This is a genomic window from Burkholderia sp. MSMB1826 (genome assembly GCF_001526325.1).
In the GTDB taxonomy this organism is placed as follows: domain Bacteria; phylum Pseudomonadota; class Gammaproteobacteria; order Burkholderiales; family Burkholderiaceae; genus Burkholderia.
Genome location: NZ_LOYN01000015.1, coordinates 209,754 through 229,968, shown reverse-complemented (window position 1 = coordinate 229,968; position 20,215 = coordinate 209,754). Strand labels below are relative to the sequence as shown.

The following is a 20,215-nucleotide window of genomic DNA, read 5'->3' as shown; positions in this document are numbered from 1 at the left end:
CCCCTCGAACCGGAGAACAGACGTGCCCGCAGCCACTCCCGCCACGCTGAGATTTTCCACCGACAAGCGCGAACTCGACGTCGACGCGATCTTCGACTTCCTGCATCGCGACGCCTATTGGTCGCAGGGCATTCCGCGCGACGTGGTCGAGCGGGCGATCGAGGGCTCGCTGTGTTTCGGCGCGTATGTCGGCGACCGGCTCGTCGGGTTTGCGCGGCTCGTCACCGATCACGCGACGTTCGCGTATCTGTGCGACGTGTTCGTGCTGCCGGCCGAACGCGGCAACGGCTACGGCCGCGCACTGATCGACCATATATTCGCGCAGGAGATGGTGCAGCGGCTGCGTCGCATCATGCTCGTCACGACCGATGCGCACGAACTCTATCGGCCGGTCGGTTTCGGTCCGTCCGCGAACCCCGAGCGGCTGATGGAGATCCGCCGGCCCGACCTCTACACGAAACGCTGACGCGCGGCGCAGCGCATACAATACGCGCTTTCCGTTTTTGCCGAAGAGAAGCACACCATGACCGAACAGGAAGCCGAACAGCTCGCGACGCACCGCCACTACAAGGGCGGCCTGTACCGCTACATCGGCGTTGCGCGCCACTCCGAAACCGAGGAATCGGTGGTCGTCTACGAGCATCTGTGGCCGCATGCGCGCGGGCTGTGGGTGCGGCCGGAAGCGATGTTCAACGGCAACCTCGAAGACGGCACGCCGCGTTTTCGCAAGCTGCGCGACTGATCCGCGGCCGGCGGCGCATGCGCCGCAAGGTGGGCCGGTTGCGTGAGCGAGCGTACGCGCGTTACGTATCGGCGAGTGCCTTCATCAGCTCCGGCGGTGCGTGCCTGACCGTCACCTCCGGCGTGCCGTGCCACGCCGCGAGTTTCTTCACGGCCTTCGCGACGTCGGCCGCGAGCCCGGTGCCGAACCGCACGCCCGGCTCGACGTGCACGGCCTTCAGTTCGAACGTGCCGAGCGCGCGATGCGCTTTCGCATCGACGCGGCCGACCAGCCGGCCGCGATGCAGCACGGGCAGGCAGAAATAGCCGTAGCGCCGCTTGTGCGCGGGCGTATAGCACTCGATCGTGTAGTCGAAACCGAACAGCGTCGACGCGCGCCGCCGGTCCCACACGACCGGGTCGAACGGCGACAGCAGCGTCGTGACCGTCGAGCGCAGCGTGTCGGCAGCGGCCGCCGGCAGCAGCGCGTCGAGCGAGCGATGCACGTAGGCCGGTTCCTTCCAGTCGTCGATCTGCACCGGAATCAGGTCGCCGGCGTCGGCGAGCCGCTCCAGCTCCGCGCGGTACGAACGGCGCGGCAGCCGATAGTAGTCGGCCACCCAGTCCGCGCGCACGACGCCGAGCGCGCGACACGTGTAGTCGAGCAGCGCGGGCAGCACGGCATCGCGCGGCGGCAGGTCGCGCGCATCGTCCCAGTCGGGCAGCACGCGTTCGCGCACGTCGTACACGCGCTGGAAATTGCGGCGCTCCGACACCATCAGCTCGCCCGTCGTGAACAGCACTTCCAGGTGACGCTTCTCGGGCTTGCGATCCCACCAGCCGTTGCCCTTCGCGCCGTCCTCGCGCGCGAAATCGGCCGACCGTACGGGGCCTGCTTCGCGAATCCGCGCAAGCAGCCGTTCGATCTCCGGACGATTCTGCTCATGCCATTCGGCCGCATATTTCCAGCCCATCCCCGACGGATCGAGCATCTTGTAACGCATCAGCCCGAACTGCTCGATCGGCAGGAAACACGCTTCGTGCGACCAGTATTCGAACAGGCGCGCCTCGGCAAGATGTTCGTCGAGCCACTGCGGCGAGAAATCGCCGAGACGGCTGAACAGCACGAGATACGGGCTGCGCGCGACGACGTGGATGGTGTCGATCTGCAACTGCGCCATCCGGCGGATCGTGTCGAGCACGTCGGACTTGGTCGCCTTGCGGCGCGGCGGCGTGAGCAGGCCCTGGGCGGCGAGATGCAGTGCGCGGGCGGCGGCGGGCGAGAGCGTGAGCATCGGGAGGACGGTCGAGGGTGGCGATCGGGAACCACTTTAGCGCGAAAGCGGCGCGCGCGTGCGATGCGCGGCCGCAACGCGTCTGACAATGGTTGACAGATACGTTTTGCAAGTTTCCCTATAGTGCAGTTCATGGCGCGGCGACAAGTGCGCGCAACGATTCCGCTTCCGACGCACATATGTCCATGGCACGCAGGAAGCGAATCCGGGATTCCCAACCCCCATCGGGAGACCCGGAGCCCTGAGCGGACATCCATGCGGCTGTGCACCGGCCCCGTGTGGATGTCCGCTGATTTTTTTGTTTTTCCGGTTCGTCGTCCGTTGCCGCGCGACAGGCCATTGGCCACATCGGCCGCCGCTTAATGCCGCCTATTGCCACCTATTGTCGCTTGCCGCGCGCGACTTCGTCGCCGGCGCCGGGCGGCAGCCGCCGCGTGATCGGAATCGACGCGAACGAGCACAGCCCGACCACCAGGAACGCGGGCCAGAAATCCGACCACACCATCGCCTGATGGCCCTGGAGCCAGTGCGACACGTGCAGCACGAGGCCGGCCACCGTCACGCCGAGGCCGAGCGACATCTGCTGCACGACGCTGCCGAGGCTCGTCGCGCGGCCTGCGTCGCGCGGCGAGATGTCCGCGTAGATCATCGAATTCAGGCTCGTGAACTGCAGCGCGGGGAAGATGCCGCCGACGAGCACGATCAGCCAGATCGCCCAGGTCGCCATGCCGGGATGGAACACGCCGTACGCGGCGATCGCCAGGCCCGCGAATGCCGCGTTGTAGATCAGCACCGTGCGAAAACCGAAGCGGCGCAGCGTATGCGTGGCCGTCGAGCGGCTGACCGCGCCGCCGAGCGCGGACGCGCACGTGATCAGCCCCGAGTGGAACGCACTCATGCCGAGCCCTTCCTGCAGCGCGAGCGGCAGCAGGAACGGCACCGCGCCGAGCCCGATGCGGAACAGCGAGCCGCCCACGACGCTCGCGTGATACGTCGGGATCTTCAGGAAACTGAGGTCGAGCACCGGGCGCTCCTTGCGGCGCGCGTACGGCACGTACAACGCGAGCATCGCGGCGCCGGCCGCGCACATGACGAGGGCGTTCGAGCGCGACGTGAGCGAACCGTCGATCAGCGTGAGGCCCATCAGCAGCAGCGCGGCGCCGCTCGCGGACAGCAGGAAGCCGAACCAGTCGAGCGGGCCCGGGTCGGGCTCGTGCGTGTTCGCGATGTGCTTGCTCGCGAGGTAGATCCCGTAGAGACCGATCGGCACGTTGATGAAGAAGATCATCCGCCAGTGCAGGTAGGTCGTGATGAAGCCGCCGACGAGCGGCCCGACCGTGGGCCCGAACAGCGCGGGAATCGCGAGGTAGTTCATCGCGCGCACGAGATCGGAGCGCGGCACCGCGCGGAAGATGATGATGCGGCCGACCGGCACCATCATCGCGCCGCCGACGCCTTGTATGAAGCGTGCGAACGTGAGCACGCCGAGGGAGTTGGACGCCGCGCACATCAGCGAGCCGACGACGAAGATGCCGATCGCGGTGCGGAACACGGCGCGCGCGCTGAAGCGGTCGGCGAGCCAGCCGCAGATCGGAATGAACACGCCGAGACCGACCACGTAGGCCGTGATCGCAATGTTCAGGGTGACGGGGTTGTGCCCGAAGTCCCTCGCCATCGCAGGCAGTGCGGTGACGATGATGTTCGCGTCGACGCTTTCCATGAACAACGCACAGGCAACGATGAGCGGTGCTAGAAAGACGGGCGACATGGGCTGGGCGCGCGGTAAAGGTGTCATTATGCCCACAATGTGACCGCTGCGTCACGTGCGACAACAGTTGTTCCGCATGTTGCAACAGTCGTCTTTTCCGGAGGATGGCGGACAAAGGACGACTGCGCATGGGCGAGCGATGCGTTGCCGGCGCATGCCGCATGCGCGGCGCGGCGTGGACAACGCAGCGTCGCCGCAGCGGGGCGTGGATGTGTTTTCGATGCCGGGCTGGAGATCGATGCAGCGATCTCCGAACGGTGTTTCGCACGGCGCGTCGAACGCGCATTCGAGCTCGAATGCGACGAGCGCATCGACGTTGGCCGGCTGGCGCGATTCCTTTTGACGGCGTGGCAGTGCGTTCCTAAAATGTGAGCGCTTGCTCATATTTACTCGCCTTCCGCCATGTCCGAATCGTCGTCGCGTATTCCGCTTTCGCCGCGCAAGGCGCCGCGCCAGCGCCGCTCGGTGGCCACCGTCGATGCGATCGTCGAGGCCGCCGCTCGCATTCTCGAGCGCGACGGCTTCGACGGTTACACGACGAATGCGGTCGCCGCGCTGGCCGGCGTGAGCATCGGCTCGCTCTACCAGTATTTCCCGAACCGCGACGCGCTGACCGCTGCGCTCGTCGAGCGCGAGAGCGCGCATCTGCTCGACGACGTCGACCGGGCGGCCGCGCTGTCGTCCTGCGACGACGTGCTGCGCACACTGGTGCGCGGGGCCGTCGCGCACCAGATGCGCCGGCCGGCGCTCGCGCGGCTGATCGATTTCGAGGAGGCGCGGTTGCCGCTCGGCGCGCGCACCGCGCGCATCGCGGACCGCATCCACGCGACGTTGCTGCATGCGCTCGGGTTGCGGGATGCGCCGCGCGTCGCCGCACCCGACGTCGTTGCGCACGACCTGCTCGCGATCGTGAAAGGCATCGTCGACGCGGCGGGCGCGCGCGGCGAGACCGATGCGGATGCGCTCGAAGCGCGCGCGTGGCGGGCGGTGCGCGGCTATCTCCGGGAGTCGCGCGAATCGAAACTTGCTTGATATGCATGTTTCGTGCGACAGTCGCACCCATTCGCTCCACAACATGACGCGTATCGATCGAAGGCCATCGAGACGAACGCGCGCGCGAACGAGACCTCGTGCCGATCCACTCAACATCGAAAGGAGGGGACACGCCATGACGTCACGTCGTGCCGCACCGCTTGCATCTCGCTTCCCGTCGCGCCAGTCACCGCCCGCGCCGCGTCTGCGCTGGGCCGCCGCACTGGCCATCGCCTATCTCGCCGTCGCCGGTTGCGCCGCGCAGGCCGACAGTGCGAACCAGGCCGCCGCGCAAGCGGCCAGCCAGTCCGCGACGCCTGCCGCCACCGCAGCCGCAGCCGCTCCCGCGTCGGGCACGCTGCTGCCGCCGCCGAGCCAACTCTACGGCGAGCTGTTCGTCGCGGTGCAGACCGCGCAGCTCTATCCCGACCAGAAGACCTTCGTCGACGCCACGCCCGATACCGATCCCGCGACGATCGTGCAGTTGTATCAGCAACAGAAATCGCAGCCGGGCTTCTCGCTGAAGGCGTTCGTCGACCAGCATTTCACGCCGCCCCCGGAAGGCGGCGTGACGCCGCCGCCGAATCAGACGCTGCGCCAGCATATCGACTGGCTGTGGCCGCAGCTCACGCGCACGAGCGTCACGGCGCCCCCGTACAGTTCGCTGATTCCCATGCCGAAGCCGTACGTCGTGCCGGGTGGCCGCTTCCGCGAAGGCTACTACTGGGATACCTATTTCACGATGCTCGGGCTGCAGGTGTCGGGGCGCGAGGATCTCGTCGACGACATGCTCGACAACTTCGCATACCTGATCGATACGATCGGGCACATCCCGAACGGCAACCGCACGTACTACGCGAGCCGCTCGCAGCCGCCGTTCTTCGCGTACATGGTCACGCTCGCCGCGCAGGCCGAAGGCGACAAGGTCTACCAGAAATACCTGCCGGCGCTGCGCAAGGAATATGCGTACTGGATGCAGGGCGAAACCACGACGCCGCGCGGGCAGGCGGCGCGCAACGTGGTCGCGATGCCCGACGGCGCCGTGCTGAACCGCTACTGGGATGCGAGCGACACGCCGCGCGACGAGTCGTATCTCGAGGACGTGACCACCGCGAAATCGGTGCCGTCCCGCCCGGCGAACGAGGTGTACCGCGACCTGCGCGCGGGCGCCGAAAGCGGCTGGGACTACAGCTCTCGCTGGTTCGGCGACGGCAAGACGCTCGCGACGATCCGCACGACCTCGATCGTGCCGGTCGACCTGAACAGCCTGATGTTCCATCTCGAGACGACGATCGTGAAGGGCTGCGCGATCACGCGCGACATCGCCTGCGTGGCCGATTTTTCGGGGCGCGCGGCGCGGCGTGCGGCCGCGATCAATCACTACCTGTGGAACCGTCGCGGCTATTACGGCGACTATGACTGGCAATTGCGCAAGCCGCGCGACGGTGTGACGGCCGCCGCGCTGTATCCGCTGTTCGCGGGCGTCGCGTGGCCGGAGCGCGCGAAGGCGACCGCGCGCGAAGTGCGCAAGACGCTGCTGCAGCCGGGCGGCCTCGCGACGACGACCGAGAACACGGGCCAGCAGTGGGATGCGCCGAACGGCTGGGCGCCGCTGCAGTGGATCGCGATCGACGGGCTGCGCCGTTACGGCGATCCGGCGCTCGCGAAGGACATCGGCACGCGTTTCCTGTCCGACGTGAAGCACGTATATGCGACCGAAGGCAAGCTCGTCGAGAAATACGTGGTCGAGGGCACCGGCACGGGCGGCGGCGGGGGCGGCGAATATCCGTTGCAGGACGGCTTCGGCTGGACCAACGGCGTCACGCTGAAGCTGCTGGGGCTGTACGGCGAATAATGCACCGCGAGTAAGCCGCGGGGCGGGCCGTGTGCCCGCCCGCACGGCAAGCACCCGCACGGGCCGGACCGTCGCGCAAGCGGCCGTCCGGCCCGTGTGTTCATGCGGCGGGCGTCAGAACGTGATCGTCGTGCGCACGCCGACCACCGTTTCGTCGCCGATGCGCGCGCCGGCCGCGTTCGGGTTCGGGATGCCGCCGCCCGGGCGGAAGAAGTGCTGCAGGTCGGCCTGCACCTGCCACCATGGCGCGACCTGGTACTGATAGGTCGCTTCGACGACCGTCTCCGCGCGGCGCACCGGATAGCCGGGCGTCGTGTACGCGCCGGTGTCGCCGTCGAGGCCGCGCGCATGCGAGCCGATCTTCGCGTAGCCGATCGCGATGCCGGCGACGTCGTTGTCGCGTCCGGCGAACGGCGCCTTCAGCGTCACGCCGGCGTTGGCGGCGAAATCGACGACATTGCGATCGCTCGGCGAGCCCATCACGCGTGCGAACACGCCGACCGAGCGCGGGCTGTCGGCGGACGGCCGCCACACCATCTGATCCGCGACCGCATAAAAGCCGTAGTTGCCGCGATGCGTGGCGGGGGTGCCGTTGCTTGCCGGATCGGCGAGCGACAACCCGTCGGTGCCGTAGCGCGGATCGTTCGCGTGCTGCGAGTGATACCAGAAGCCGAGTTTGTACGTGCCGGGCAGGCCGGCAGGCTGCGGGGCCTTCGGATCGGCGGGCGGCGCGTTCAGCGCGTACTGCACTTCGCCGATCACGAACGCGCCGCTGCGCAGGTTGAAGTTGGTGCCATGCGCGTTCAGCACCTGCGCGTCGCCGTCGGCGCGGCCGGCCGGGTTGCCGTCGAACACGCCGACCATCGCGGTCCACGCGTCGGCCGGTTTCACGCGTAGCCGCACGCCGAGCGACGACAGCGGATACGCGGGGCCGCCGGACGGCAGGTCGGTGGACGGCAGCACGGGCCAGCCGAACGTCGCGTTCATGAACGTCGCCGCGTTCTGGCTCCCCATGAATTCCTGGTCGACGCTCTGCTGGCCGACTTTCACGTCGACCTTGCCGTCGAGCAGCGACTGCTGGTACCAGAGTTCCCACAGGCGGGTGGTCGAATTGGCCTCGATGCCGGTCGCGGTCTGCAACGTCTGCAGGTAGCGCTGCGTGAGGTTGGTTCCGTGGATCTGCAGCCCCGACACGTTGAACGTGCCGCCCGGCAGGCCGATCGCCTTGCCGGTATCGACGTTGAAACCGAATTGCGTGAGCCCTTGGTACGCGCCGCCGCGACCCGTGCCGCCCGACGTGTTGTACAGGTACTCGCTGGTTTCCTGCAGGCTCAGCGTGACGCCGTGCTCGTCGAGCACGTCGCGCAGACCGCCCATGTTGCCGAGCAGGTTCGAGCGTTCCCAGAGGCCCGTGGGCGCGGGCGCGGCGGTATCAGCAGCCTGTTGCGCGGGGGCGGCGGCATCGCTCGCGCCGGCCGCCGGTTCGGCGGCGGACGATGCTTGTGCGAATGCGGAGGTGGCGGCGAGCGACAGCAGCAGCGTGGCGAGCGCATCGGCGCGACGCTTGCGCGGGACGGACGAGAGCAGGTTCTTCATTTGGGTTCCGTTGGCAGTTCGATTCGTTAAGCTGAGGAAACGGGAACGGGACGCGGGGCGCATGACGACACAGCCCGCGCGGAGAAGGGGCTTACGGCAGCCAGCCGCCGACGCGCCACACCTGCGCGAAGCCGACGCGGGGCGCGACCGAGCACAGCAGCGCGGCGAGCGCGACGGCGGCCGCCGTCGCGGCGATCAGCAGGCAGTCGAGCGGGCGCGGCGCCGCCGGCGCAGGGGCGAGCGCCAGGCCGCGCCAGCGGCCGAATGCCCGGGCGAGCGGCGAGCGGCCGGAAAACGAGCGGTTGCACGTGACGTGCACGATGCGCTTGAGTCTGAGCGCGAACGATTGAAAGAACATGACGCTGCCTCCGTTCCGTCCGGCCAACGCCGGACGACGTGATCGAGCGCGGGTGCGTGACGCGGCCTGCGATCGGAGGATGGAACATGGCGGAGCGTGCGACTGACGAACCGGCGATGGCCGGCACGGGTAGAGGCGCGCTAACCCGGCGAGTGCGAGCTAGCGGCAAAAGACATGCGTCTGGCTGCTATCTCGCGATGGCTTGGCCGGTCTGGACCGGCATCGAACTACAACTAGAGCATGTGTCCACGGTGGGACTCCCGTGATGAATTGGGGCGGATTGTAGTCGCGACTTTTGCTGCGGCGCAAGTAAAAAACGCATCAAAGATGCGCTGTGTGGTGTGCGCGTCGCAGCGCAGCGGGGGCGCGACGCGGCCGCCCGCCGATGGCGAAAAGGATGCGCGGCGGGGCGCCGGGCCGTTGCTCGCACGCATCGCCGCGTGGCCGCCTCATGACGGCGCTGAAAGGTTTCGGAACGTTATTTCGAGGCGAAATCTTTCAGTCGCGGCGGGCGGGAAATTTATTTCGAGAAATGGGGTTTCGAGGGGTTGACTTCACTTTCGGGCGGTCCATAGAATCCGCCATCTTCACTCTTGGGGCCGCCGCCTTGGACGCCTGCAGTAGTCGATCTTCGAACGAAATTTCCGCCTGAGCGACCGACGTCCGCGCCTCATCGAAGCCGCCGTTTGTCTCCCGGGCAAACGGTGCGCGCAGCAGTATTCCGCAGTTACTCCCTACGTGCACCCTGATTCGCGCCGGTTAGCGTGATGCGTTTTCGCATGCGTTGCCCGGTTTCACCGCCGCCCGGCAGGCGGCCGCGTTCGCGCATCCGTTCTCCGGGCGCGCGAATGCCGGCCCGCAAGCCGGTCGGCGGTCAACCGTGTTCTCCGGAACATCGCACAGGAGCCGCCATGAACGACAGTGACAGTTGTCCCTTATGCCCGTTGCATACGCAGACCCTTTTGAACCCGGGTCGCGGGGGCAATCCGGCCGACTAGCCTGACACGTCGTTCAGGCCCCGGACTGGCCCCGCGCCCACGACGCGGCCGGCACGCCTGCCGTCGCCGCACGGAGCCAGACCATGAACTTCGGCCTTCTGCTGTCGAACTTTCCGCATGTCACGGAATCGCGCCACCACTACGACGCGATGCTGACGCTCGATGCCCGTCCGCGGGTGTTCGCCCGCCTGCTGAACCGGCTGAAATCGTTGATCCACTGAGAAGAAACGCCGAGCGCGCCTCGGCATGCGCACGTGCGGCCGCCCGCGGACCGGCGCCGCGTGTGCATGCCAAGGTCACACGCTCATCGAACAACCCTTAGCCGTACGGAATAGATCATGTCCACGCCCTCCAACGTCTCTCCACCGATCGCGGTCGATCGCAGCGCCGTGCTCGACGAAGCCCATCTGGGCGACATCCGCGGTGCGCTCGGCACGATCGCGCACCACGACACCGGCGCGCGCGGCACGTGGTGGGCGCGCCTGCGCACGCTGCTCGCGATCATCGGCCCGGGCTTGATCGTGATGGTCGGCGACAACGACGCCGGTGCATTCGGCACCTATACGCAGGCCGGCCAGAACTACGGCACGACGCTGCTGTGGACCCTGCTGCTGCTCGTGCCCGTGCTGTACGTGAACCAGGAAATGGTGCTGCGCCTCGGCGCGGTCACGGGCGTCGGCCATGCGCGCCTGATCTTCGAGCGCTTCGGCAAGTTCTGGGGTGCGTTCAGCGTGATCGACCTGTTCCTGCTCAATGCGCTGACCATCGTCACCGAGTTCATCGGCATCACGTTCGTGCTGGATTTCTTCGGATTGCCGAAGGTGGCCGGCGTGTGTGTCGCCGCCGCGCTGACGATGGCCGCGGTCAGTACCGGCGATTTCCGGCGCTTCGAGCGGTTCGCGATCGGGCTGTGCGTGCTGAGCCTGCTGCTCGTGCCGGTGCTCGTCTCGATCCATCCGCCCGTCGCGCAGATGACGCGCGATTTCTTCGTGCCGAACTGGCCCGCGCACGCGAAGCTGTCCGACGTGATGCTGCTCGTGATCGGCATCGTCGGCACGACGGTCGCGCCATGGCAATTGTTCTTCCAGCAGAGCTACGTGATCGACAAGCGCATCACGCCGCGCTTCATGAAATACGAAAAGGCCGACTTGTGGATCGGCATCGCGTTCGTGCTGGTGGGCGCGGTCGCGATGATCGGCTTCAGCTCGGCGTTGTTCGGCGGCCATCCGGAAGCCGGCAACTTCACCGACGCGGGCGGCGTCATCGCGGGCCTCGAGAAGTATGCGGGCCGCACGAGCGCGACGCTGTTCGCGGTCGCCTTGCTCGACGCGTGCATCATCGGCGCGGCGGCCGTGTCGCTGTCGACCGCGTACGCGATCGGCGACGTGTTCAAGATCCGCCACTCGCTGCACCGCGGTGTGACCGACGCGAAGGGCTTCTATCTCGTCTATTTCGGCATCGTCGCGGCCGCGGCCACGCTCGTGCTGATCCCGGGCAGCCCGCTCGGGCTGCTGACCGAAGCCGTGCAGACGCTGGCCGGCGTGTTGCTGCCGAGCGCGACGGTGTTCCTGCTGGTGTTGTGCAACGACCGCCAGGTGCTGGGGCCCTGGGTCAACTCGACGAAGCTCAACGTGTTCACGGGCGCGGTGATCTGGGTGCTGGTGCTGCTGTCGATCATCCTGACCGCGTCGGTGATGTATCCGGACATCAGCGGGGAAGCGATCGTCGACGTGCTGGTGGGCGGCACCGTGCTCGCCATCGCCGGTTATCTCGCGACGGTGCTGATTCGCCGCCACAAGCGCGTCGTCGAGCCGGCCGTCGATCGTTCGCTGCGCGACACGTGGCGCATGCCGCCGCTCGACACGCTCGAGCCGCAGAACATGACGCTCGCGACGCGGATCTGGATGGCCGTGCTGCGCGGCTATCTGGTGATCGCGGTCGGTCTCGTGATCGTGAAGGTCGTTCAGATGACGTTGCTGAAGTAATGCAGCCCGTCCGACAGGACGCGGCGCCGAGCCCGGCGCCGCGTCGCAACCCATGCATGCCGGCCTGCGAGGCCGGCATGCGCGTTTGCGCGCCCGGTTTCGGCAAGCGGCGCCCGCGCCGCGCCCGTGCTCAGATCAGCTCGAGCTTCGACGTCAGATACGTGAGCTGGATCCGGTTCGCGACGCCGAAGCGCTTGCGCAGCTTGCGCAGGTGATAGTCGACGTTGTGCGCGCTGGTGTCGAGGCGCCGGCCGATTTCCTTGTCGGACGCGCCTTCGGCGATGCCGAGCAGCAACTCCTGCTCGAACGGTGTGAGCCCGTTGACCGCGCGCTCGCGCGACGTCGAGATCAGTTGCGGCGACGCGAACTTGTGTACCGACAGCCCGATCGACAGCGCCTGCTCGATCGTCGCCGGCGTGATCCATTCGCGCGTGCGGCGCGGCGCGGTGAAGCTCATGAACGCGTGCAGCCGCGTGCCCGGCACGGCCATCGAATACATGATGCCGCTGCACATCCCGTCGTCCTGCATCGTCTGCAGGAAGCCGTCGAGCGCGGCCGGGCTCACGCACGGCGCGTCGTCGCGCTCGCGGTGTTCGCGGCGCAATTGCTGCAGGTCCCACACGATCGGCATGTTGCACACGCGCGCGCCGAGTGTGCGCGGATCGACGTCGTGATGGTTGTGCCGGACGTAGTCGCCGCGATAGGTGGCCGGCGTGAACGCTTCGTGCAGGTAAAGACTTTCGACGCGCTCGCGCGCGAATTCGAGCGCGAAGTACGCGAACGTCGAGAAGCCCGTCAGATGCAGCAGGCTCGCGACGATGCGGTTGCGCTCGGCCGTGCTCTGCGCGTGCGCGAGCGTGTCGGCGACGCCGAGCTTCGGCGCGTGCGGCTGCGCGACGTCGCCGCGTTTCACGTCGTCGCACCAGACGACCTGCACGGTGCGCTCGCGCAGCGCGTCCGCGCCTGCGTTCGATCCGCGCGACGAGCGGGACAAGGTGGTTGGGGCGACCGCTTCTTCATGCAATGCAATATCGGACATGAGCCATCCCTCGGAATCGACGCGCATCGCCTGGCGGCGGCCGTATCGTGTACGGCATTCGCGGCGGTGCGACCGAGCATCGTTATGATATGCGCCGATCGTCATCCCTGACGAAACGCGGGGGCATTGTACAAAAATGCCGGTGTGCGCGTAATATGCCGTAATACGAATGGCGGCGAAAGGTTCATATTCGCACGCATATGACGACGACCAGAAAATCATAAAGAAAAGACCAGATCGTGACGGGGCGCAGTTTCACATATTGGGAAAGGGCGGGCTCCTCATGACATATGCTGACGGCGCACCACGCGTCGAGTGGTTCTCACAAGCCGATATAGCGGCCGCTGCCGCTTATTCGAACGAATATCATGCAATCGAGCGCGACGTTTTTACCGGCATTCAAATAGCGTCCGGTAAAAGCGACCTTCCGTCATTCGATTTCGCGCAATGCCATGCGCGATTGCGGCAAATCGGATTCAGTACGCTCGGTTACGGCGCGTACGAAATGATCGGGCGGCGCATTCTGCGCGCGCATCTGCTGCGCGACCTCGCGCCGGCGACGTTCATGCAGCCGTTCATCGAAGGGATGCTGTACGAAAGCGATCCGCGCTTCGCACAGGTGCGGCAGAGCGGCTTCCCGGTCGCGTGGCGGCTCGACGAGATCGAGGCGGCCGCACAGGGCAGCGGCGACCGCAAGGTGCTCGCGCTCGCCGGCCATCTGCGTGCGCATGCGATGAACAGCGGCGTGATCTTCGGCCTGTCGGCGCCGCGCCTCGACCTGCGCGTCGCGGTGAACGTGACGTCGGAAACGCACGGCACCGACTGGATCGACGATCGCGTGATCGGCGGCGCGCTGTCGGTCAGTCTCGCCGTGCATCGCGTCGCGCTGCCGTTCCTCGAGGCGCGTGTCGCGCGCATGCGCGGCTTCGCGCTCGGCGACGAGCAGCAGCAGGTGCTCGACCGGCTCGTGCACGGGCTGTCCGACCAGGAGATCGCGAGCGCGCTGCGTACGTCGCTGCACAAGGTCGGGCACCACATTCGCTCGCTGGAAAAGCTCTTCAACGTGCAGAACCGCGCGCAGCTCGCGTACCTCGCCGCACGGCGGCTGCCGTCCTGATCCGACGTCCGTCGCAGGCGCGCGCCGGCCTCCGGCACGCGATGGAAGCGGTTCCGGCGGCACGTGCCCGAACGGGCCGCCGGGTTTCGTAGTCCGATTCGATCGTCTGAGGAAAACGCGCTTTCGCGCTACGAGGCGCGCTTCTTTTTCCGCCGTTTCCCGTCGCTACACTCGTCCCATTCAACGGTCCGCGCAGCACGGGGAAGGGTTGCCCGTGCCAGCCGGCGACAACGACAGGACAACGGCACGATGGCTGAACCGAAGGCGCTCTCCCGCGACTGGCAGCGGTGGTTTTCCGCCGGCCGCGGCGTGTCCGGACGGCGCCTCGGGGGCGCGTCGCCGCGCGCCGACCTGTTTCTCGCGACCTTCATCGTCGCGGTCGTCGCGCTGTTCATCCTGCCGCTGCCGCAGGCCGCGCTCGACGGGATGATCTCGCTGAATCTCGCCGCGAGCGTCGTGTTGCTGACGGTGTCGACCTACGTGCCGTCCGCGGTCAGCTTCTCGTCGTTTCCCGCGCTGCTGCTGTTTACGACGCTGTTCCGGCTCGCGCTGAACATCGCGTCGTGCAAGCTGATCCTGCTGCATGCGAACGCCGGCCACGTGATCGACGCATTCGGGCGGCTGGTGGTCGGCAACAACGTGGTGGTGGGCGGCGTGGTGTTCCTCGTGATCGCGGTCGTGCAGTTCATCGTGATCGCGAAAGGGTCGGAGCGGGTGGCCGAAGTCGGCGCGCGTTTCTCGCTCGACGCGATGCCGGGCAAGCAGATGAGCATCGACGCCGACCTGCGCGCGGGCATCATCAGCGCCGACGAAGCGCGCGAGCGCCGCGAGAAGCTCGAGCAGGAATCGCAGATGCACGGCGCGATGGACGGCGCGATGAAGTTCGTGAAGGGCGACGCGATCGCGGGCCTCGTGATCGCGTTCATCAACATCGTCGCGGGGATCGCGGTCGGCACGCTGATGCACGGGATGGACATCGGCGAGGCGCTGCAGCGTTACGCAATCCTGACGGTCGGCGACGGGATGGCGTCGCAGATTCCGTCGCTGCTCGTGTCGATCGCGGCCGGCATCGTGACGACGCGCGTCGCGACGCGCGATGCGCGGCAGCGCCAGCTCGGCGAACAGCTCGGCGAGCAATTGGGCGCGCACCCGCGTGCGCTGCTGATCGCCGCGTTCGTGCTGACCGGTTTTCTCGTCGTGCCCGGCTTTCCGAAATGGTCGTTCGCGCTGATCGCGCTCGGCCTCGGCGCCTTCGCGTTCTCGCAGCTCAAGCGCAAGACGTCCGCGCCGAGCTTCAACCTGATTCATGTCGCGGGGCGCGTCGGCGCGGCCGACGACGGCCAGCCCGCGAAGGTGTCGCATGCGGCGGGCGTCACGTCGCTGATCGCGGTGTCGCTGTCCGACGACCTGCGCACGGGCCTGAATCTCGCGCAACTGCAGGCGGCGCTGTCGAGCGCGAAGGCGCGCGTCGACGCGGACATCGGCACGGTGTTTCCGCGCATCACGCTGAACGACGACGAGGGCGCGCCGGCCGGCACGTACCGGATCTACCTGCAGGACGTGCTTGTCGCGCACGGCGCGCTGAAGCCGGGCTGGCTGCTGTGGGACGGCGTCGCGCCGCTGCCCGAGCGCGCGGAGCGCCAGCCGGCCGAGGCGTTCGGCCCGTTCGCGACCGCGCTGTGGATCAAGCCGGACGGTGCGATGCCTGAAGGCAAATGGCTGTCGAGCGAGGGCGCGCTGGCCGCGCACGTCGAGCAGATCGTGCGCCAGCATGCGGACGAATTGCTCGGCATCCAGGAGACGCAGGCGCTCGTGCATCTGGTGCGCCGCGATCATCCGGAACTCGTGGGCGAACTGACGCGGCTCGTGCCGCTGCAGCGCGTGACCGAAGTGCTGCGCCGGCTGCTCGCCGAGCAGGTGCCGATCCGCAATTTGCGCGTGATTTTCGAGAGCCTGATCACGTGGGCGCCGAACGAGCCCGACGACGTGATCGCGCTGGTCGAACTCGTGCGCGTCGACCTGCGCCGGATGATCACCGATCGTCACGCGGGCACGGCGCGCCAGTTGCGGGTCGTGCTGTTCGAGCAGAACCTGCAGGAACGGATCGAGAGCGCGGTGATGCGCACCAAGCAGGGCAATTTCCTCGCGCTGTCGAGCGCGGTCAAGCAGGACATCGGCGAGCAGGTGCGCGCGATCGTGCAGGCCGCGCAGGCGGCCGGCTCCGGCGGCCACGGCAACGCGCCGGGCGCCGCGCGGCTCGCGGTGATGGTCGCGCTGGGTGCGCGCCGCTACGTGAAGACGATCCTGCAGCCGGTGCTGCCCGAACTCGCGGTGCTGTCGTACCAGGAAGTCGAGGAGGACGTGCAGTTGCACACGGTCGGCTGGGTGAAGAACCCGCCGGACGACGGCACGGTCGGCGCGGGCGCCGACGTGCGCGCGCCGGGAGCCGTGCAATGACGAGCTCGACGATCCTCGACCTGACGCGCCAGGCGCTGATGCTGGTGCTGCTGCTGTCGCTGCCGATCGTGCTGATCGCGACCGTCACGGGCCTCGTCGTCGCGATCCTGCAGGCCGTCACGCAGGTGCAGGACGCCAATATCGGCATCGCGGTGCGGCTGATCGCCGTGATGGTCGCGCTCGTGCTGCTGTCGGGCTGGCTCGGCGGCGAAGTGCTGCGCTTCGCGCAGCAGGCGCTGGAACGCATGTTCGTTTCTTCCACAGGAGTCCTTTGATGCGTCGACGCGTCGCCTCGATCCGGTTTCAACCGCGCAGCCTGCAACGGGCTGCGCTCGCCGTGTGCGCGACCGCGCTGCTCACGGCGTCGCTGTGCATGGCGCCCGCGCAGCATGCGCGCGCCGCGGACCTGCGCTGGCGCAACAAGCCGTTCACGATCGTCGCGAACGGCAAGAAGATCGGCGACTTCATCCGCGAGCTCGCGTCGTCGCAGGGGGTGACGGCGGTGGTCGACCCGAAGGTCGACGGTGTGATCAGCGGCCGCTTCTCCGGCACGCCGCAGCAGACGCTCGACACGATCTGCTCGACCTACGGGCTCACGTGGTACTACGACGGCTCGTTCCTGTACGTCGATCCGGCCGACCAGTCGCAGACGCAGATGATCCCGATTCCGCCGAACGCATCCGGCGAAATCGGCCGCGCGCTGCAGGCGATGCAGATTCCGGACAAGCGCTACACGCTGGTGATCAACGACCGCGCGAACAGCGTGTACGTGGCCGGCCCGCGCCGCTATGTCGAGCTGGTGCGACAGGCGGTCGGCTCGGTCGGCGATCCGTCGGCGAACGGCGCGCATGCGGACATCCGCGCGTTCCGGCTGAAATACGGCTGGGCGTCGGACTTCACGATCAACCGCTCGGGCAAGGAAGTGACGGTGCCGGGTGTCGCGACGATCCTGCGCAAGCTGTTCGGCAAGGGCGGCGGCACGACCGCGGCGCCGTCGAGCACGCCGCTCGGGCAGGCCGCGCGGCAGGTGAAGCTCGGCTCGGGGCTGACGATCGCGGTGCCGCGGCTCGATTTCCCCGATATTTCCGGCGGCCCACGGCAGGGCGGTTACGGCGGTGCGGACGGCAGCCTGGGCGGCGGATTCTCGCCGTTCTCGAACAACGGCGGCGACACGCTGCCGCAGATCGTCGCCGATCCGGCGATCAACGCGGTGATCGTGCGCGACCTGCCGGAGAACATGTACCGCTACCAGTCGCTGATCGGCCAGCTCGACGAACGGCCGCGCATCGTCGAGATCAACGTGACGATCATCGACATCAACGAGGATTCGCTCGACAGCCTCGGGATCGACTGGCGCCTGCACACGACGCACGGCGACGTGCAGATCGGCAACGGCGCGAACCCGCTGAACGGCAACACGCAGTACAACGGCGCCGGCAATCCGCCGCTCACGTTCGGCGTCGGCGCATCCGAAACCGGGTCGACCGGCACCTTCATGCCGACCGGCATCGCGCTGACCGCATCGATTGGCGGGTCGCTGCGCAATTACCTGCTCACGCGCGTGAACGCGCTCGCGCAGAAGGGCCAGGCGCAGCTGCGTTCGAAGCCGAAGGTGCTCGCGCTCGACAACACCGAGGCGATCCTCGAGAACCTCACGCAGTTCTACGTGCAGGTGCCGGGCTACCAGGATTCGTCGCTGTACAGCGTGACGACCGGCACGAGCATCAAGGTGACGCCGATGATCGTCGACGAGGCGATCCGCAATGCGGCGGCCGTCTCGGGCAATCCGCAGAGCGTGATGATGTCGATCGACATCCAGGACGGCAATATCGTGCCGGGACAGGCGGTGTCGAACGTGCCGGTGATCCAGCAGCGCAACATCGTCACCAAGACGATGATCGACGAAGGCAAGAGCCTCCTGATCGCCGGTTTCAACGACGACGAGGTGCGGCTGAACAAGAGCGGCGTGCCCTGGCTGTCCGACATCCCGCTGATCGGCAACCTGTTCAAGTACACCGACAAGTCGGGCAACCACATGGAGCGGTTCTATCTGCTGACGCCGCGCGTGGTGACGACCGCGTCGATGTATGCACCCGACGGCGCGCCCGTGAACCCCGGCGTCGACGGTCCGGCGAACCAGGAAGGGATGTCGATGTATCGCCCGCCGGACAACGACATCGCCGTCCCGCTGACGCCGAAGCCGCTGCCCGGCACGAAGTTCGGTCCGCCCGCGTTGCCGCCGCCGCCGGATGCGGCGGCGCAGCCGGCGACGACCGCAGGAGTGGTCACGCATGTCGACGAGCATCATTGATCCGCACGGCGAAGGCGCATTGCCCGGCGGCGCGGGAGGCGCAGGGGCCGGTTCGGCCGCGCTCGCGTCGCCGTGGAACCTGTGCTTCCTGAGCGGGCCGATGTACGGCCGCACGATGTCGCTCGCGCGCGGCGCGAACTGGGTCGGCACGGCGGCCGATTGCGAAGTGATCCTGCCCGATCGCGAGATCGGCGCGAAACAGGTGTGCCTGCAGGTCGGCGCGCTCGCGGTGACGGTGCAGAACCATGGCGGCGACACCGGCGCGCCGGTGCTGTTCAACGACGAGCCGCTCGGCAGCGGGCGCCGCTCGTTGACGCCGAACGACGTCGTGACGGTCGGCTCGATCCGGCTCGGCATCGCGCGGCATGCGCAGGCGAGCGTCGCGGTGCCCGACGAAACCGATGCGCCGGACGCCGCGCGCGAGGCCGCGTGGCTCGGCTGGCTCACGGGCGGGCTGCGCCGCCTCGGCAGCCGGCGGCTCGTGATCGCGCTGGTCGCGCTGTGGCTGGGCGTGCTGCTCGGCGCGCTCGGCTACGGCTTCGTCGCGTGGTCGGGGCGGCTGCCGTGGCAGCACGAATCGGTGCTCGCGCGCACGCACCGGCTGCAGCAGTTGCTGCACGCGTATCCGGAGCTGGCCGTCGCGCCGCGCGACGACGGCGTGATCGTGTCGGGCTACGTGAGCGACCCGGCCGCGCGCGAGCGCGTCGCGCAGATCGTCGCGGGCGTCGACAACGCGGCGCTGGGCAACATCTACGTGGTCAGCGATCTCGTGGCGACCGCGCAGACCTATTTCAGCGACACGGCGCTGACGGTCACGTATCTCGGGCGCGGGCGGATCGAGTTGACGGGCACGGCTGCGCGTGCGCAGATCGAGCCGCGCATCCGCAACTACATGAAGGACGCCCGCCCGGCGCTCGAGGTGGTCGATCACGTGCGCGATGCCGATGCGGCCGCGCCGCGTACGGCGACGACGCTCGGCGGCACGGCCGGCATTCCGGAGATCACGACCGTGTTCGCCGGCGACGGCGACCAGCGCTACATCGAGACGGTCGACGGCAGCCGCTATTTCGAAGGCGCGCGGTTGAAGGAGGGCGCGACCGTCGTGTCGATCGGGCCGGACGCCGTGGTGTTCGAACGCAACGGCCAGCGCATCACGATGCCGCTCGGCGGTGCGTCGGCGAGCGCGCCCGAGCAGGCGCCGGCGCCGCCCGTCGCACCGCTCGCGAGCGGCGCGGCGGCGGGCGTCGCGCAACCGGTGCCGGGGCCGACGCTGTTGCCGGGTGCGCCCGCGGCCGGTGCATCGACTGCATCGACGAAGGAGGCGGCGCATTAGCGCCGCGACGGATCAGGCGCAACGCGTTTCGCGGTGCGCGCATTACGCGACACGTCGCCGGCAGGCGGCGCGTCACGTCATCGGCGGGGCATGGGGCTGCCGCCGGCAACGCAAGTGAACTTGACGTAAAGGAGCGAAACATGACTGCCGCCGCAGGTAGCGCCACCGACACGAAGCAGGTCCAGCAACAGGCCGACGACCTGACCAAGACGCAGCTCGAACTGACCAAGATCAACTTCCAGGTTCAGCAATCGACTGCGACGTTCGAAACCAGCAACGCAGTGACCGCGCAGGAGGGGACGGCGAATGCCCAGGTTGCGCAACACCTGAGTTCCGCCGGCCGCGCGTGAC

General features: G+C 67.9%; 17 protein-coding genes. 12 read left to right on the top strand and 5 right to left on the bottom strand.

Features of this window, described 5'->3' with window-relative positions:
* Positions 1 to 22: 22 nt before the first annotated feature.
* Together WS95_RS35640 and WS95_RS35635 are read left to right on the top strand one after the other, a co-directional pair.
* Entirely contained in the window at positions 23 to 466 is a 444-nt protein-coding gene (locus WS95_RS35640) for a GNAT family N-acetyltransferase (RefSeq protein ID WP_059823201.1), read from the top strand.
* Between the two features lie 57 nt (positions 467 to 523).
* Entirely contained in the window at positions 524 to 742 is a 219-nt protein-coding gene (locus tag WS95_RS35635) for a DUF1653 domain-containing protein (protein WP_006480837.1), read from the top strand.
* A gap of 61 nt (positions 743 to 803) precedes the next feature.
* Here the strand turns inward: WS95_RS35635 and WS95_RS07975 are convergent, their stop codons facing one another.
* On the bottom strand, positions 804 to 2,015 hold the full coding sequence (locus tag WS95_RS07975) for a winged helix-turn-helix domain-containing protein (protein ID WP_059823199.1): 1,212 nt from the start codon (positions 2,013 to 2,015) through the stop codon (positions 804 to 806).
* A 379-nt stretch (positions 2,016 to 2,394) separates the two neighbouring features.
* The gene (locus WS95_RS07970; protein WP_052100084.1) at positions 2,395 to 3,783 is read right to left on the bottom strand and encodes an MFS transporter; all 1,389 of its coding nucleotides are present in this window, start codon (positions 3,781 to 3,783) and stop codon (positions 2,395 to 2,397) included.
* Between the two features lie 402 nt (positions 3,784 to 4,185).
* Between WS95_RS07970 and WS95_RS07960 the strand changes: the two genes are divergently transcribed.
* The gene (locus WS95_RS07960; protein ID WP_034204417.1) at positions 4,186 to 4,815 is read left to right on the top strand and encodes a TetR/AcrR family transcriptional regulator; all 630 of its coding nucleotides are present in this window, start codon (positions 4,186 to 4,188) and stop codon (positions 4,813 to 4,815) included.
* Positions 4,816 to 4,951: 136 nt separating this feature from the next.
* Positions 4,952 to 6,670: an alpha,alpha-trehalase TreA gene (gene treA, locus WS95_RS07955; protein WP_059823196.1), complete on the top strand. Its 1,719-nt coding sequence runs from the start codon at positions 4,952 to 4,954 to the stop codon at positions 6,668 to 6,670.
* A 114-nt stretch (positions 6,671 to 6,784) separates the two neighbouring features.
* Here the strand turns inward: treA and WS95_RS07950 are convergent, their stop codons facing one another.
* On the bottom strand, positions 6,785 to 8,266 hold the full coding sequence (locus WS95_RS07950) for a carbohydrate porin (protein WP_059823194.1): 1,482 nt from the start codon (positions 8,264 to 8,266) through the stop codon (positions 6,785 to 6,787).
* Positions 8,267 to 8,357: 91 nt separating this feature from the next.
* Positions 8,358 to 8,624 carry a hypothetical protein gene (locus WS95_RS07945; protein WP_034204420.1) on the bottom strand — a complete coding sequence of 89 codons (267 nt, stop codon included), beginning with the start codon at positions 8,622 to 8,624 and terminating at the stop codon, positions 8,358 to 8,360.
* Positions 8,625 to 9,705: 1,081 nt separating this feature from the next.
* On the opposite strand from WS95_RS07945, the gene WS95_RS35315 reads away from it, so the two are divergent.
* The gene (locus tag WS95_RS35315; RefSeq protein ID WP_179949024.1) at positions 9,706 to 9,843 is read left to right on the top strand and encodes a hypothetical protein; all 138 of its coding nucleotides are present in this window, start codon (positions 9,706 to 9,708) and stop codon (positions 9,841 to 9,843) included.
* 117 nt (positions 9,844 to 9,960) lie between these two features.
* Entirely contained in the window at positions 9,961 to 11,607 is a 1,647-nt protein-coding gene (locus tag WS95_RS07940) for an Nramp family divalent metal transporter (RefSeq protein WP_059823192.1), read from the top strand.
* 130 nt (positions 11,608 to 11,737) lie between these two features.
* On the opposite strand, the gene WS95_RS07935 is transcribed toward WS95_RS07940, so the two are convergent.
* On the bottom strand, positions 11,738 to 12,646 hold the full coding sequence (locus tag WS95_RS07935; protein WP_059823537.1) for a helix-turn-helix transcriptional regulator: 909 nt from the start codon (positions 12,644 to 12,646) through the stop codon (positions 11,738 to 11,740).
* Positions 12,647 to 12,929: 283 nt separating this feature from the next.
* Here WS95_RS07935 and WS95_RS07930 point away from each other — a divergent pair, with 283 nt between their 5' ends.
* The 6 genes from WS95_RS07930 (at position 12,930) to WS95_RS07905 (ending at position 20,214) form a co-directional block, all read left to right on the top strand.
* On the top strand, positions 12,930 to 13,763 hold the full coding sequence (locus WS95_RS07930) for a helix-turn-helix transcriptional regulator (protein WP_059823191.1): 834 nt from the start codon (positions 12,930 to 12,932) through the stop codon (positions 13,761 to 13,763).
* Between the two features lie 249 nt (positions 13,764 to 14,012).
* The gene (gene sctV / locus WS95_RS07925) at positions 14,013 to 16,220 is read left to right on the top strand and encodes a type III secretion system export apparatus subunit SctV (protein ID WP_059823189.1); all 2,208 of its coding nucleotides are present in this window, start codon (positions 14,013 to 14,015) and stop codon (positions 16,218 to 16,220) included.
* Positions 16,217 to 16,495 carry a type III secretion system export apparatus subunit SctS gene (sctS, locus tag WS95_RS07920; RefSeq protein WP_006480854.1) on the top strand — a complete coding sequence of 93 codons (279 nt, stop codon included), beginning with the start codon at positions 16,217 to 16,219 and terminating at the stop codon, positions 16,493 to 16,495. The genes sctV and sctS overlap by 4 nt, the downstream gene beginning before the upstream one ends.
* Positions 16,495 to 18,531, top strand: a complete 2,037-nt coding sequence (gene sctC, locus WS95_RS07915; protein ID WP_059823187.1) for a type III secretion system outer membrane ring subunit SctC — start codon at positions 16,495 to 16,497, stop codon at positions 18,529 to 18,531. Before sctS ends, sctC begins: the two co-directional genes overlap by 1 nt.
* The gene (gene sctD / locus WS95_RS07910; protein WP_059823185.1) at positions 18,512 to 19,864 is read left to right on the top strand and encodes a type III secretion system inner membrane ring subunit SctD; all 1,353 of its coding nucleotides are present in this window, start codon (positions 18,512 to 18,514) and stop codon (positions 19,862 to 19,864) included. Before sctC ends, sctD begins: the two co-directional genes overlap by 20 nt.
* 140 nt (positions 19,865 to 20,004) lie before the next feature.
* Positions 20,005 to 20,214 carry a hypothetical protein gene (locus WS95_RS07905; RefSeq protein ID WP_034204426.1) on the top strand — a complete coding sequence of 70 codons (210 nt, stop codon included), beginning with the start codon at positions 20,005 to 20,007 and terminating at the stop codon, positions 20,212 to 20,214.
* Position 20,215: the final 1 nt, after the last annotated feature.

Bases quoted from the DNA above. Each gene is read 5' to 3' on its own strand.
- WS95_RS35635 (WP_006480837.1), top strand. From the start codon at position 524: ATGACCGAACAGGAAGCCGAACAGCTCGCGACGCACCGCCACTACAAG.
- WS95_RS07975 (WP_059823199.1), bottom strand. From the start codon at position 2,015: ATGCTCACGCTCTCGCCCGCCGCCGCCCGCGCACTGCATCTCGCCGCC.
- WS95_RS07970 (WP_052100084.1), bottom strand. From the start codon at position 3,783: ATGTCGCCCGTCTTTCTAGCACCGCTCATCGTTGCCTGTGCGTTGTTC.
- WS95_RS07960 (WP_034204417.1), top strand. From the start codon at position 4,186: ATGTCCGAATCGTCGTCGCGTATTCCGCTTTCGCCGCGCAAGGCGCCG.
- treA (WP_059823196.1), top strand. From the start codon at position 4,952: ATGACGTCACGTCGTGCCGCACCGCTTGCATCTCGCTTCCCGTCGCGC.
- WS95_RS07950 (WP_059823194.1), bottom strand. From the start codon at position 8,266: ATGAAGAACCTGCTCTCGTCCGTCCCGCGCAAGCGTCGCGCCGATGCG.
- WS95_RS07945 (WP_034204420.1), bottom strand. From the start codon at position 8,624: ATGTTCTTTCAATCGTTCGCGCTCAGACTCAAGCGCATCGTGCACGTC.
- WS95_RS35315 (WP_179949024.1), top strand. From the start codon at position 9,706: ATGAACTTCGGCCTTCTGCTGTCGAACTTTCCGCATGTCACGGAATCG.
- WS95_RS07940 (WP_059823192.1), top strand. From the start codon at position 9,961: ATGTCCACGCCCTCCAACGTCTCTCCACCGATCGCGGTCGATCGCAGC.
- WS95_RS07935 (WP_059823537.1), bottom strand. From the start codon at position 12,646: ATGTCCGATATTGCATTGCATGAAGAAGCGGTCGCCCCAACCACCTTG.
- WS95_RS07930 (WP_059823191.1), top strand. From the start codon at position 12,930: ATGACATATGCTGACGGCGCACCACGCGTCGAGTGGTTCTCACAAGCC.
- sctV (WP_059823189.1), top strand. From the start codon at position 14,013: ATGGCTGAACCGAAGGCGCTCTCCCGCGACTGGCAGCGGTGGTTTTCC.
- sctS (WP_006480854.1), top strand. From the start codon at position 16,217: ATGACGAGCTCGACGATCCTCGACCTGACGCGCCAGGCGCTGATGCTG.
- sctC (WP_059823187.1), top strand. From the start codon at position 16,495: ATGCGTCGACGCGTCGCCTCGATCCGGTTTCAACCGCGCAGCCTGCAA.
- sctD (WP_059823185.1), top strand. From the start codon at position 18,512: ATGTCGACGAGCATCATTGATCCGCACGGCGAAGGCGCATTGCCCGGC.
- WS95_RS07905 (WP_034204426.1), top strand. From the start codon at position 20,005: ATGACTGCCGCCGCAGGTAGCGCCACCGACACGAAGCAGGTCCAGCAA.